The 12,459-nt window shown below is 63.3% G+C and carries 13 protein-coding genes; all 13 read left to right on the forward strand.

The genetic code is table 11. The annotated features are described in order from the left end of the window. The first annotated feature begins 4 nt into the window (after positions 1-4). Positions 5-778 (forward strand): amino acid ABC transporter ATP-binding protein, encoded by a 774-nt coding sequence (locus HOP51_RS00790; protein ID WP_267957552.1) that lies wholly within the window; start codon positions 5-7, stop codon positions 776-778. 537 nt (positions 779-1,315) lie between these two features. Continuing rightward, the gene (gene mnmG / locus HOP51_RS00795; protein ID WP_234272046.1) at positions 1,316-3,211 is read left to right on the forward strand and encodes a tRNA uridine-5-carboxymethylaminomethyl(34) synthesis enzyme MnmG; all 1,896 of its coding nucleotides are present in this window, start codon (positions 1,316-1,318) and stop codon (positions 3,209-3,211) included. Then, a complete protein-coding gene (rsmG, locus tag HOP51_RS00800; protein WP_234272047.1) occupies positions 3,208-3,873 on the forward strand; it encodes a 16S rRNA (guanine(527)-N(7))-methyltransferase RsmG in 666 nt (221 codons plus the stop codon). The genes mnmG and rsmG overlap by 4 nt, the downstream gene beginning before the upstream one ends. A gap of 28 nt (positions 3,874-3,901) precedes the next feature. Next, positions 3,902-4,672: a ParA family protein gene (locus HOP51_RS00805; protein WP_159555596.1), complete on the forward strand. Its 771-nt coding sequence runs from the start codon at positions 3,902-3,904 to the stop codon at positions 4,670-4,672. A gap of 55 nt (positions 4,673-4,727) precedes the next feature. Beyond that, positions 4,728-5,648 (forward strand): ParB/RepB/Spo0J family partition protein, encoded by a 921-nt coding sequence (locus tag HOP51_RS00810; RefSeq protein ID WP_234272048.1) that lies wholly within the window; start codon positions 4,728-4,730, stop codon positions 5,646-5,648. Positions 5,649-5,841: 193 nt separating this feature from the next. Beyond that, positions 5,842-6,240: an ATP synthase subunit I gene (locus HOP51_RS00815; RefSeq protein ID WP_159555595.1), complete on the forward strand. Its 399-nt coding sequence runs from the start codon at positions 5,842-5,844 to the stop codon at positions 6,238-6,240. A 17-nt stretch (positions 6,241-6,257) separates the two neighbouring features. Beyond that, positions 6,258-7,085, forward strand: a complete 828-nt coding sequence (gene atpB / locus HOP51_RS00820; protein WP_159555594.1) for a F0F1 ATP synthase subunit A — start codon at positions 6,258-6,260, stop codon at positions 7,083-7,085. A 70-nt stretch (positions 7,086-7,155) separates the two neighbouring features. Further along, positions 7,156-7,383: a F0F1 ATP synthase subunit C gene (gene atpE, locus HOP51_RS00825; RefSeq protein ID WP_159555593.1), complete on the forward strand. Its 228-nt coding sequence runs from the start codon at positions 7,156-7,158 to the stop codon at positions 7,381-7,383. Between the two features lie 72 nt (positions 7,384-7,455). Further along, positions 7,456-7,926, forward strand: a complete 471-nt coding sequence (locus tag HOP51_RS00830) for a F0F1 ATP synthase subunit B (protein ID WP_159555592.1) — start codon at positions 7,456-7,458, stop codon at positions 7,924-7,926. 12 nt (positions 7,927-7,938) lie between these two features. Further along, positions 7,939-8,475, forward strand: a complete 537-nt coding sequence (locus HOP51_RS00835; protein WP_234272049.1) for a F0F1 ATP synthase subunit delta — start codon at positions 7,939-7,941, stop codon at positions 8,473-8,475. A gap of 16 nt (positions 8,476-8,491) precedes the next feature. Next, entirely contained in the window at positions 8,492-10,036 is a 1,545-nt protein-coding gene (gene atpA, locus HOP51_RS00840; protein ID WP_234272050.1) for a F0F1 ATP synthase subunit alpha, read from the forward strand. Positions 10,037-10,104: 68 nt separating this feature from the next. Then, positions 10,105-10,989: a F0F1 ATP synthase subunit gamma gene (atpG, locus tag HOP51_RS00845; RefSeq protein WP_234272051.1), complete on the forward strand. Its 885-nt coding sequence runs from the start codon at positions 10,105-10,107 to the stop codon at positions 10,987-10,989. A 69-nt stretch (positions 10,990-11,058) separates the two neighbouring features. Then, a complete protein-coding gene (gene atpD, locus HOP51_RS00850) occupies positions 11,059-12,435 on the forward strand; it encodes a F0F1 ATP synthase subunit beta (RefSeq protein ID WP_159555588.1) in 1,377 nt (458 codons plus the stop codon). Positions 12,436-12,459 lie beyond the last annotated feature (24 nt).

Genomic DNA, 12,459 nt, shown 5'->3' on the forward strand with positions numbered 1-12,459 from the left:
CGACATGAGCCGAGACGATACACACGCCGACGCTGTCCCCATCGTGCGCCTTGACAGGGTCAACAAGCACTTCGGACAACTGCACGTGCTCAAGGACATCGTGATCGAGATCCAGCCTGGCGAGGTGGTGGTGGTGATCGGTGCCAGCGGCTCGGGTAAATCCACCCTGATCCGCTGCATCAATGGCCTTGAGGAGTTCCAGGCTGGCCACATCGAAGTCGATGGCAACGAGCTGCTACCGGACGGCAAGAGCGGTCGCGCGCTGCAGAGAATCCGCACCGAAGTCGGCATGGTGTTCCAGCAGTTCAACCTGTTTCCACATCTCAGCGTGCTCGATAACGTCACGCTGGCGCCCATGAAGGTGCGCGGCTGGAGCCGAGCCGATGCCACCGAGACTGCCTACCGCCTGCTCGAACGCGTCGGCATCGCCGACCAGGCGGACAAGTACCCATCCCAGCTCTCCGGCGGGCAGCAGCAGCGCGTCGCCCTGGCTAGAGCGCTGGCCATGGAACCGCGCCTGATGCTGTTCGACGAACCCACCTCGGCGCTCGATCCGGAAATGATCGGTGAAGTGCTCGATGCCATGCGTGAGCTCGCCCGCGAGGGTATGACCATGGTCATCGTTACCCACGAGATGGGATTCGCTCGGGAGGTCGCCGATCGCGTGGTCTTCATCGATCGCGGCGAGATTGTCGAGCAGGCTGCCCCAGACACCCTTTTCGACTCCCCGCAGCACGAGCGCACCCAGAGCTTTCTGTCGCGGGTGCTCAAGCACTGAGGGATCCACAGAAGGCCGCTGCTGTCCGCCCTGGCAGGCCCTGTCGCACTCGACAGGGTTTTTTCGGCCTGTGGATAAGAATTTTTCCTCTACCCTCGATTCGTTGCTCCAAGCGGCATGGTTGCCGCCTTTTCGTTGGCTTCGCGTGACTGTTCACAGTCACGGTGACAAGCCAGGTAGGCAACGGTGGAAAAAGGGTGTAGCGTCCTGGCTGTGGAAAACGTTAGGGTTCATCCACAGCCCCCACACTGGCAACTCTCAGCTCGTCACCCTCTTCTCCGCATAGAAGTTAACAAAGCAAATCGTTAACCCTGCTTGATTTTTTCTTCTTATCCACAAATATTGTCCACACCAGTAGTCACAACCACAGCAGAACTTCTTTCTTTTTAGATACTTTGTTTTGGTTATTTGGTAGGAAAGTGATCCTGCTGGCAGAGACGGTGTGGAAAACCCTGACGCTTACCCACAGGAGGTTTATACTGGCAGGCTGTTTTTCGTCACTGGCAACATCCGCGCACTAGCGCAACGAGGTGCACCTTGGAGTATCCCGACCGCTTTGACGTCATCGTCATCGGCGGCGGCCATGCGGGAACCGAAGCCGCTCTGGCCTCCGCCCGCATGGGCTGTCAGACCCTGCTGCTGACCCACAACATCGAGACCCTCGGGCAGATGTCGTGCAATCCCGCCATCGGTGGCATCGGCAAGAGCCATCTCGTCAAGGAGATCGATGCGCTGGGGGGAGCCATGGGCCTGGCCACCGATCTCGGCGGCATCCAGTTCCGCGTACTCAACGCTCGCAAGGGACCGGCCGTGCGGGCTACCCGTGCTCAGGCCGATCGCGTGCGCTACAAGGCCGCTATCCGCGGCATGCTGGAGAACCAGCCGAACCTGACGATCTTCCAGCAGGCGGCGGGAGATCTGCTGGTGGAAAACGACACGGTGCGTGGGGTAGTCACCGAGACCGGCATTCGCTTCCATGCTGAAACCGTGGTGCTGTGTACCGGCACTTTCCTCGGTGGGGTGATCCATATCGGCCTGGATCGGAGCCGCGGCGGTCGTGCCGGCGATCCTCCCTCCAATGCCCTGGCGGAGCGTCTGCGGGCGCTGCCGTTCCGGGTCGACCGGCTCAAGACCGGCACTCCGCCACGGCTGGATGCCAAGAGCGTGAATTTCGCCGTGCTCGAGGAGCAGCCGGGCGATAGCCCGACACCGGTAATGTCCTACCTGGGGCGTCGCGACATGCACCCACGCCAGGTGAGCTGCCACATTGCTCACACCAACGAGCGCACCCACGAGACCATCTTCGCCAACCTCGACCGCTCACCGATGTATTCGGGCGTGATCGAGGGCGTCGGACCGCGTTACTGTCCGTCGATCGAGGACAAGGTGCATCGCTTCGCCGACAAGGCGAGCCACCAGGTGTTCATCGAACCGGAAGGGCTCGATACCCATGAGCTCTACCCCAACGGCATCTCGACTTCGCTGCCCTTTGACGTGCAGCTGCAGGTGGTGCGCTCGATCAAGGGATTGGAGAATGCCCACATCACCCGGCCCGGCTACGCCATCGAGTACGATTTCTTCGATCCCCGCGATCTCAAGCACTCGCTGGAAACCAAATTTATCCACAACCTGTTTTTCGCCGGGCAGATCAACGGCACCACCGGCTATGAGGAGGCCGGCGCCCAGGGGCTGCTCGCAGGCCTCAATGCCGCGCGTCGCGCCAAGGGGCTCGAGGCCTGGTGGCCACGCCGCGACGAGGCCTACCTCGGCGTACTGGTCGACGACTTGATCACCTTGGGCACCAAGGAGCCCTACCGCATGTTCACTTCACGCGCCGAGTATCGGCTGTTGCTGCGTGAGGACAACGCCGACCTGCGTCTCACCGAGGCCGGTCGTGAGTTGGGCTTGGTGGACGAGGCACGCTGGGCTGCGTTCAGTACCAAGCGCGAGGCGATCGAGCGCGAGAGCGCCCGGCTCAAGGCCAGTTGGGTGCAGCCCGGCACTGCGGCAGCGGCAGCCATCGAGGAGAAGACCGGCAAGCCGCTGTCCCGCGAATACAGCCTGCTCGACCTGCTCAAGCGGCCCGAGTTCGGCTATGGCGACGTGGCGCACCTCACGGGCGAGCCCGTCGACGACGAAGCCGTGGCAGAACAGGTCCAGATCCAGGCCAAGTACCAGGGCTACATCGACCGTCAGCAGGACGAGATCGACAAGCTCAAGCGCCACGAGGCCACGCCGCTGCCGGCCGATCTCGATTACGCCCAGGTCGAAGGGCTCTCCCATGAGATTCGCCAGAAGCTCGCCGAAGCGCGGCCCGGGACCTTGGCGCAGGCCTCACGGATCTCCGGCGTGACGCCGGCGGCGGTGTCGATCCTGCTGATTCACCTGAAGAAACGTCGCCTGCTCGAGGACAATCGGGTGGCCAACGGATGAGCGATGCCATCACGTCACCGGTGACAGCACGGCTCGACCAAGGACTTGCTGCGCTTGGTCTCGATATCGACGGCACACAACGCGAACGGCTGCTGCGTCTGGTCGGGCTGTTGCACAAGTGGAATCGCGCCTATAACCTCACGGCGATACGCTCACCGGAAGAGATGGTGGCCAGACACGTGCTCGACAGTGCGACGGTTCTGCCTTTCGTCGTCGAAGGCGTGCTGCTCGACGTAGGCGCCGGTCCCGGTCTGCCCGGGCTGGTGCTGGCGATTCTTGAGCCGGGCCTCTCGGTTACACTGCTCGACAGCAACGGCAAAAAGGTGCGCTTCCAGCGTCAGGCGGTGTTGGAACTGGGGCTTGTCAACGCCACGCCGGTACAGGCTCGGGTCGAGGCCTTTGCAGCACCGGACGGCGGTTATGCCCAGGTGATCTCGCGGGCTTTCGCCAGCCTGGCGGACTTCACGCGGCTGACCGACCATCTGGTGGCGCCGGGCGGCCGCTGGCTGGCCATGAAAGGGCCGGCTGCCGACGAGGAACTGGCCGGCCTGGACGCCGGACTGGCCTTGCGCGAGCGCCACATGCTGGCGGTACCGTTCACTGTGGGGGAGCGTCAGTTGCTGATCGTCGAGCGAACCGATTCCAACCCAGGCCGCCTGTGAGCGTGCCTTCGACGCAAGGAAGTCGCCCGTGACCCAAATCATCGCCTTGACCAACCAGAAGGGCGGCGTGGGCAAGACCACCACCGCCGTCAACCTGGCCGCCAGCCTGGCAGCACTGGACCGCCGCGTGCTGTTGGTCGACCTCGATCCCCAGGGCCATGCCACGATGGGTAGCGGTGTCGACAAGCACTCGCTCGAGGGCAGCGTGCTCGACCTGTTGCTGGGCGAGAAGAGTGCGCCCGAGGTGATGTTGGATTGCCCCACCGCCGGTTATACCCTGCTGCCGGGCAATGGCGACCTGACCGCCGCCGAGGTGGAACTGCTCGACCGTGCCGAGGGGCGGGAGCGCAGTCTGACCGAGTCCCTGGCCAGCGTCGCCAGCGAATACGACGTGGTGTTGATCGACTGTCCGCCCTCACTCAACATGCTCACCGTCAACGCGCTGACCGCCGCTGACGGCGTGCTGATCCCGCTGCAGTGCGAGTTCTACGCCCTGGAAGGGCTCTCGGCACTGCTCGACACCGTGGAGCAGATCAAGGACAGCGTGAACCCGAACCTGGCGATTTATGGCATCCTGCGTACCATGTTCGATGGTCGCAACAGCCTGACGCGGGACGTTTCCAAGCAGCTGCGCGATTACTTCGGCGAAGCGCTGCTCAAGACCACAATACCGCGCAACGTGCGGGTGGCCGAGGCGCCGAGCCACGGCCTGCCGGTGACCAAATACGCCCGCTTCTCGCGTGGCAGCCAGGCCCACCGGGTGCTGGCCAAGGAACTGATTCGTCGCCTGTCGCTGTGACGCGACCGGTGAAAACCGCCTGTCGTGATCCGCTCGTTGTGATGAGGGAATGCTGATGACGCGTAAACGCGCCCTGGGCCGCGGCCTGGATGCCCTGATCGGTGCCGGCGCCCGTCGCCGCGAGACTCTCGAGCTGCCCGAGGTGGAAGGCCAGCCCGATGACGAAGACGAGGCCAGCGTCGCCCAGCCCGCTGCCGTCGAGGAGCGGCTCGAGCGCCTGCCGCTGGGCCAGCTCTCGCGTGGCAAGTACCAGCCGCGCCGCGACATCCAGCCCGAGGCGCTGGAGGAATTGGCCGACTCGATCCGTGCCCAGGGCGTCATGCAGCCCATCGTGGTACGGCCGGTCGGTGAATCGCGCTACGAGATCATTGCTGGCGAGCGCCGCTGGCGTGCCGCCCAACTGGCCGAACTCGACACCATCCCGGCAGTGATCCGCGAGGTCAGCGACGAAGTTGCCCTGGCGCTGGCGCTGATCGAGAACATTCAGCGCGAGAACCTCAATCCGGTGGAGGAGGCGCTGGCGCTGAAGCGCCTGATCGACGAGTTCGAACTCACCCAGCAGCAGGTCGCGGATGCCGTGGGTAAATCTCGCGCCCAGGTCACCAACCTGCTGCGCCTGCTGGCGCTCGACCCCGAGGTGCAGACGCTGCTCGAGCGCGGCGATCTCGACATGGGACACGCCCGCGCCCTGCTCGTGCTGCCCGCCGCCAAGCAGCGCCGCGCGGCGCATGAAGTGGTCAACAAGGATCTCACCGTGCGCGATACCGAGGCGCTGGTGAAGCGCCTCGCCCAGGGGGAGCCGAAGAAAGCCGCCGCCCCGGCGCCCAGCCCCGATGTGGCACGCCTCGAAACCCGTCTTGGCGAGCTGCTCGGGGCGCCGGTCAAGATCCAGCACGGTCGTGGTGGCAAGGGACGTGTGACCATACGCTACTCGAGTCTGGACGAGCTCGACGGTATTCTCGAGCACATTCGCTGAGTCGACCGGCCTGCTGCCGCTGTCGACAATTGCTCCGCCTTTGGTCGCAAAGCCGCGTCATTCGTACGTAAAAGCGCCTTGTTCGGTTGAACCGGTTGAGGTGCTTCCCTATAATCCGCCGTTGTTTGCCTGAGCGACACGCTCGATTCAGTCGGCGCTTGGCCGCCTCAAGTCAGGGCAGGACTGTCAACAGATGCACCGACACACTGCCAGAAGACGCGGAGGGGTTGCCATTGCCCGGCTGGTACAGGTGCAAGGGCTCGTCACGCTCGCGATGACAGGCATCGGCGCGTTGATGTCGGGTAGCGGCGCAGCGCTGTCAGCTCTGCTGGGCGGGCTGGTTAGCCTGATTCCCTCCCTTTACTTTGCTTGGCGCATCGGCTCGGTTCGTGGAGGCAGACAGGCACGTCGCTTCGTCTCGAATTTCTACCGGGCCGAGGCGGGAAAGTTCGGTTTGACGGTGGCACTGCTTGCCGCGGTGTTCGTGACAGCGCCTCCCTCAAACCCAATTTACTTCTTTGTCGCATATATGGCGGTTCTGCTCGCGCACTGGCTGGCTCCTTGGCTCATGCGTGACAAACCGGCTCCCTGAATCGAGGTAACGACAGCATGGCAGCAGGAAGCGAAGTCACGGCAACGTACTACATCCAGCACCACCTACAGAACCTGACCTTCGGCCGTCACCCCGAGAACGGCTGGTCGTTCGCCCACTCCTCGACCGAAGCACAGGAGATGGGGTTCTGGGCCATCCACGTGGACACCATGGGCTGGTCCATCGCCATGGGCCTGCTGTTCATCTGGCTGTTCCGCAAGGCCGGCAAGATGGCCACCACCGGCGTTCCCGGCGGCCTGCAGAACGCTGTCGAAATGGTCATCGAATTCATCGAGGGGCTGGTTCGCTCCGCCTTCCACGGCAAGAATCCCATCATCGCCCCGCTGGCGCTGACGCTGTTCGTGTGGATTCTGCTGATGAACACGCTCAAGATCATTCCGGTCGACTACTTCCCGGAGCTCTTCGCTCGTCTCGGCGTCGAGTACATGAAGATCGTACCCACTACCGACCCCAACGCCACGTTGGGCATGGCCCTGGGGGTCTTCATCCTCATTATCTACTACAGTCTCAAGGTCAAGGGCGCCAGCGGCTTCGCCAAGGAGCTGTCGCTGACCCCCTTCAATCACTGGCTGCTGATCCCCTTCAACCTGTTGCTGGAAGTGATCGGCCTGCTGGTCAAGCCTTTCAGCCTCGCCATGCGACTGTTCGGCAACATGTTCGCCGGCGAGGTGATCTTCATCCTGATTGCGCTGCTGCCGTTCTGGGCGATCTGGGTGCTGGACGTGCCGTGGGCCATCTTCCACATCCTGGTGGTCACCCTGCAGGCCTTCATTTTCACGGTGCTGACCATCGTGTACCTGAGTGCCGCCCACGAGCACCACTGAACCGAGCAACGCTTGAAACGCTTCAACCCCTAACCCGCTGAAACCTCAACTCAATACCAGGAGTAACATCATGGAAATGGTCTACATTGCAGCTGCCATCATCATCGGTCTGGGCGCTCTGGCCACCGGCATCGGCTTCGCCATCCTCGGTGGCAAGCTGCTCGAGTCCACTGCGCGTCAGCCCGAGCTGGGCGACCAGCTGCAGACCAAGACCTTCATCATGGCCGGCCTGCTCGACGCCGTGCCGATGATCGGCGTCGGTATCGCGATGTACCTGATCTTCGTCGTTGCCGGTTAACGACCTGCCGAGCGCCAAGGCGCTCGGTTTGCTCGTTTCCGGTCGCCACGAACCTGTCAGAGGTACATTCCCGTGAATATCAACATGACGCTAATCGGGCAGACGATCGCCTTTGCGATCTTTGTCTGGTTCTGTATCAAGTATGTGTGGCCGCCGATCAGCACCGCGCTTCACGAGCGCCAGAAGAAGATCGCCGATGGTCTCGATGCGGCCAGCCGGGCGTCACGTGACCTCGAGCTTGCTCAGGAGCAGGCGGCTCAGACGCTGCGTGAGAGCAAGGAGCAGGCTTCGCAGATTCTCGAGCAGGCCCACAAGCGCTCCAGCCAGATGATCGAGGAAGCCCGCGAACAGGCTCGCGCCGAAGGCGAACGTCTGGTCGCCAGCGCCCGCGCCGAGATCGACCAGGAGATCAATCGCGCCAAGGAAGAGCTTCGCGCCCAGGTGGCGACGCTTGCCATCACCGGTGCCGAGCGCGTCCTGGAAGCCTCCGTCGACGAGAAGGCACACCGCAAGCTGCTCGACAAGCTCGCTGCCGAACTGTGAGGGAGGTGATCCATGGCGGAACTGTCTACCGTCGCACGACCCTACGCCAGGGCAGCGTTCGAGTTCGCACGCGATCACCAGGCGCTGGAAAGCTGGTCTGACTGGTTGGGCAAGCTGGGAGCTGTCGTTGCCGTGCGCGACGTACAGAAGCTCCTCGCCAGCCCCAGTCTGACCACCGAGCGCAAGGTCGAGCTGATCGTCGAACTGGCCGAGGTCGAACTCGATGAAGCGTCACGACGCTTCATCGACACCCTGGGCGAGAGCGGACGACTGGCCACGCTGAGCGCCATTGCCGAGCACTTCGAGCAGCTGCGCGCCGAGCACGAAAAGCGTATCGAGGTCGTCGTCGTCTCGGCATACGAACTCGACGACAAGCAGCAGAACAAGCTCGCCGGCGCGCTCAAGAAGCGGCTGAATCGCGAAATCTCCATTACCACTCAGGTGGATCCGAAGCTTATCGGGGGCGCCATCCTGCGCGCCGGCGACACCGTCATCGACGGGTCGGTGCGCGGTCGACTGAACCGCCTCTCCGAAGCCCTTACCGCCTGAGTCTGAGGGACATGGCATGCAGCAACTGAATCCTTCCGAGATCAGCGACATCATCAAGCAGCGAATCGAAAAGCTGGATGTCGCATCCGAAGCCCGCAATCAGGGCACCATCGTCAGCGTCTCCGACGGCATCGTGAAAATCCACGGCCTCGAGGACGCGATGTTCGGTGAGATGATCGAATTCCCCGGCAGTATCTACGGCATGGTGCTCAACCTCGAGCGCGACTCCGTAGGCGCGGTGGTGCTGGGCGACTACCTGCAGCTGGAAGAGGGCATGACCGCCAGCTGTACCGGCCGCATCCTCGAGGTGCCGGTGGGCCCCGAGCTGGTCGGCCGCGTGGTCGATCCGCTGGGCAACCCCATCGATGGCAAGGGCGACGTGGGCGCCAAGCTGACCGACGCGGTGGAAAAGGTCGCGCCGGGCGTCATCACCCGCCAGTCGGTGGACCAGCCGATCCAGACCGGTCTCAAGGCGATCGACGCCATGGTGCCGATCGGCCGCGGCCAGCGCGAGCTGATCATCGGCGACCGTCAGATCGGTAAGTCGGCCATCGCCGTCGACACCATCATCAACCAGAAAGGCAAGGGCGTCATCTGCGTCTACGTGGCCATCGGCCAGAAGCAGTCGACCATCGCCAACGTGGTGCGCAAGCTCGAGGAGCACGGCGCGATGGAGCACACCATCGTGGTCGCTTCCGGCGCCGCCGATCCGGCCCCGATGCAGTTCCTGGCGCCCTATGCCGGCTGCACCATGGGCGAGTACTTCCGCGACCGTGGCCAGGACGCGCTGATCGTCTATGACGATCTGACCAAGCAGGCCTGGGCCTACCGTCAGGTCTCCCTGCTGCTGCGCCGTCCGCCGGGCCGTGAAGCCTACCCGGGTGACGTCTTCTATCTCCACTCGCGCCTGCTCGAGCGTGCCGCTCGCGTCAACGCCGACTACGTGGAGAAGTTCACCAACGGTGAGGTCAAGGGCAAGACCGGCTCGCTGACCGCGCTGCCGATCATCGAGACCCAGGGCGGCGACGTTTCCGCATTCGTTCCGACCAACGTGATCTCGATCACCGACGGTCAGATCTTCCTCGAGACCGACCAGTTCAACGCAGGTATCCGTCCGGCCATCAACGCCGGTCTGTCGGTATCCCGCGTGGGTGGTGCGGCCCAGACCAAGATCATCAAGAAGCTCGGCGGCGGCGTGCGTCTGGCACTCGCTCAGTACCGTGAGCTGGCGGCCTTCTCCCAGTTCGCCTCCGACCTGGACGAAGCCACCCGCAAGCAGTTGGAGCACGGTCAGCGCGTTACCGAGCTGATGAAGCAGAAGCAGTATTCGCCGCTGTCAGTGGCCGAGATGGGGGTGTCGCTGTATGCCGCCAACGAAGGCTTCCTGGATGACGTCGACGTGAGCAAGGTGCTGGACTTCGAGCGTGCCCTGCACGAGTACATGAGGTCCGAGCATGCCGAACTGCTCGACAAGATCAACCAGACCGGCGACTACAACGACGAGATCCAGCGAGGGCTGAAGCAGGGTCTCGAGCAGTTCAAGGCCACTCAGAGCTGGTAATTCCGCCGGCCCGCCCCGACGGGCGGGCCCTGGACATCTTCTGAGGGCCACGAACGAGGTAGATCGCTATGGCAGCTGCAAAAGAGATACGCACCCAGATCGGGAGCATCAAGAATACGCAGAAGATCACCAGCGCCATGGAAATGGTCGCTGCGTCGAAGATGCGTAAAGCGCAAGATCTGATGAAGGCCAGCCAGCCTTATGCCCGGCAGATCCGCAACGTGGCCAGCCACCTGGCCGACGCCAATCCCGAGTACAAGCACGACTACATGATCGAGCGCGGCGAGGTGAAGCGGGTCGGCTACATCGTGGTTTCCACCGACCGCGGCCTGTGCGGCGGCCTGAACGTCAACCTGTTCAAGGCCGTCATCAAGAGTGCCGTGGCATGGCGCAACGAAGGGGCGGAGCTCGATTTCTGCGCCCTGGGCAGCAAGGCCGGCGGCTTCTTTCGCAACTACGGCGGCAATCTGGTCGCCGCCAAGAGTGGCCTGGGCGAGTCGCCCGAAATGGAGGACCTGATCGGCAGCGTCAAGGTGATGCTCGATGCCTACGACGAGGGGCGGCTGGATCGTCTCTACGTGGTATACAACGAGTTCGTCAACACCATGACGCAACGCCCGGTGGTTCGCCAGCTGTTGCCGCTCGATCCCAACATGGGAATGGATGCGGAAGACGAGGACAACAAGCGTCCCGGTAGCTGGGACTACCTGTATGAGCCGGATGCCAAGGCGCTGTTGGATAGCCTGCTGGTTCGTTTTATCGAATCCCAGGTGTATCAGGCTGTGGTCGAGAACGGAGCCTGCGAACAGGCGGCCCGGATGATCGCCATGAAGAACGCCACCGACAACGCCGGCAGCCTCATCGACGATCTGGAGATGGTCTACAACAAGGCCCGTCAGGCCGCCATCACCCAGGAAATTTCCGAGATCGTCGGCGGCGCCGCTGCCGTATAGCGCCCGGGGAGAGCCCAAGGCTCTCTCGGCAAACAGGTTTCATTTGCAGGTATTTGAGAGGATCGCAAGATGAGCGGACGTATCGTACAAATCATCGGCGCGGTGATTGACGTCGAGTTTCCGCGGGACTCGGTTCCCAAGGTCTACGACGCGCTCAACGTCGCCGACTCCGAGACCGTGCTCGAAGTCCAGCAGCAGCTGGGTGACGGCGTGGTGCGTACCATCGCCATGGGCTCCACCGAGGGCCTCAAGCGCGGCCTGGAGGTCGTCAACACCGGAGCACCGATTTCCGTGCCGGTGGGCAAGGAGACCCTGGGTCGCATCATGGACGTGCTGGGCCGGCCGATCGACGAGGCCGGTGACATCGGTGAGCAGGAGCGCATGCCCATTCACCGTCCGGCACCCACCTATGCCGAGCAGGCGGCTTCCAACGAGCTGCTCGAGACCGGCATCAAGGTCATCGATCTGGTCTGCCCGTTCGCCAAGGGCGGCAAGGTCGGCCTGTTCGGCGGCGCCGGCGTGGGCAAGACCGTCAACATGATGGAGCTGATCCGCAACATCGCCATCGAGCACAGTGGTTACTCCGTGTTCGCCGGCGTGGGTGAGCGGACCCGTGAAGGTAACGACTTCTACCACGAGATGACCGAGTCGAACGTTATCGACAAGGTATCGCTGGTATACGGTCAGATGAACGAGCCGCCGGGCAACCGTCTGCGCGTGGCCCTGACCGGCCTCACCATCGCCGAGAAGTTCCGCGATGAAGGCCGCGACGTGTTGCTGTTCGTCGACAACATCTATCGTTACACCCTGGCTGGTACCGAGGTATCCGCACTGCTGGGCCGTATGCCCTCCGCGGTGGGCTACCAGCCGACCCTGGCCGAGGAGATGGGGGTGCTGCAGGAGCGTATCACCTCCACCAAGGTGGGCTCGATCACCTCCGTGCAGGCCGTCTACGTGCCCGCGGACGACCTGACCGACCCGTCGCCGGCCACCACCTTCGCCCACCTGGACGCCACCGTGGTATTGGCGCGTTCGATCGCCGAGCTGGGTATCTACCCGGCCATCGACCCGCTGGACTCCACCTCGCGCCAGCTCGATCCGCTGGTCGTCGGCGAGGAGCACTACGACACCGCCCGCCGCGTGCAGGGCGTGCTGCAGCGCTACAAGGAGCTCAAGGACATCATCGCGATCCTGGGCATGGACGAACTGTCCGACGAGGACAAGCAGACCGTGGCCCGCGCGCGTAAGATCCAGCGCTTCCTGTCGCAGCCGTTCTTCGTCGCCGAGGTGTTCACCGGCTCCCCGGGCAAGTACGTGTCGCTGAAGGACACCATCCGCGGTTTCCAGGGCATCCTCGACGGCGAGTACGACAACCTGCCGGAGCAGGCCTTCTACATGGTGGGTAGCATCGACGAGGCCGTCGAGAAAGCCAACCAGATGAAGTAATCCCGTCCATTGGGGGACTTCGCT

Origin of the sequence: Billgrantia zhangzhouensis (genome assembly GCF_021404465.1) — a bacterium.
Lineage (GTDB): Bacteria > Pseudomonadota > Gammaproteobacteria > Pseudomonadales > Halomonadaceae > Halomonas > Halomonas zhangzhouensis.

What these genes read in the sequence shown, in the direction of transcription:
- HOP51_RS00835 (WP_234272049.1), top strand. Translation starts at nt 7,939, where the DNA reads ATGGCGGAACTGTCTACCGTCGCACGACCCTACGCCAGGGCAGCGTTC.
- HOP51_RS00790 (WP_267957552.1), top strand. Translation starts at nt 5, where the DNA reads ATGAGCCGAGACGATACACACGCCGACGCTGTCCCCATCGTGCGCCTT.
- HOP51_RS00815 (WP_159555595.1), top strand. Translation starts at nt 5,842, where the DNA reads ATGCACCGACACACTGCCAGAAGACGCGGAGGGGTTGCCATTGCCCGG.
- atpE (WP_159555593.1), top strand. Translation starts at nt 7,156, where the DNA reads ATGGAAATGGTCTACATTGCAGCTGCCATCATCATCGGTCTGGGCGCT.
- HOP51_RS00810 (WP_234272048.1), top strand. Translation starts at nt 4,728, where the DNA reads ATGACGCGTAAACGCGCCCTGGGCCGCGGCCTGGATGCCCTGATCGGT.
- atpG (WP_234272051.1), top strand. Translation starts at nt 10,105, where the DNA reads ATGGCAGCTGCAAAAGAGATACGCACCCAGATCGGGAGCATCAAGAAT.
- rsmG (WP_234272047.1), top strand. Translation starts at nt 3,208, where the DNA reads ATGAGCGATGCCATCACGTCACCGGTGACAGCACGGCTCGACCAAGGA.
- atpB (WP_159555594.1), top strand. Translation starts at nt 6,258, where the DNA reads ATGGCAGCAGGAAGCGAAGTCACGGCAACGTACTACATCCAGCACCAC.
- atpA (WP_234272050.1), top strand. Translation starts at nt 8,492, where the DNA reads ATGCAGCAACTGAATCCTTCCGAGATCAGCGACATCATCAAGCAGCGA.
- atpD (WP_159555588.1), top strand. Translation starts at nt 11,059, where the DNA reads ATGAGCGGACGTATCGTACAAATCATCGGCGCGGTGATTGACGTCGAG.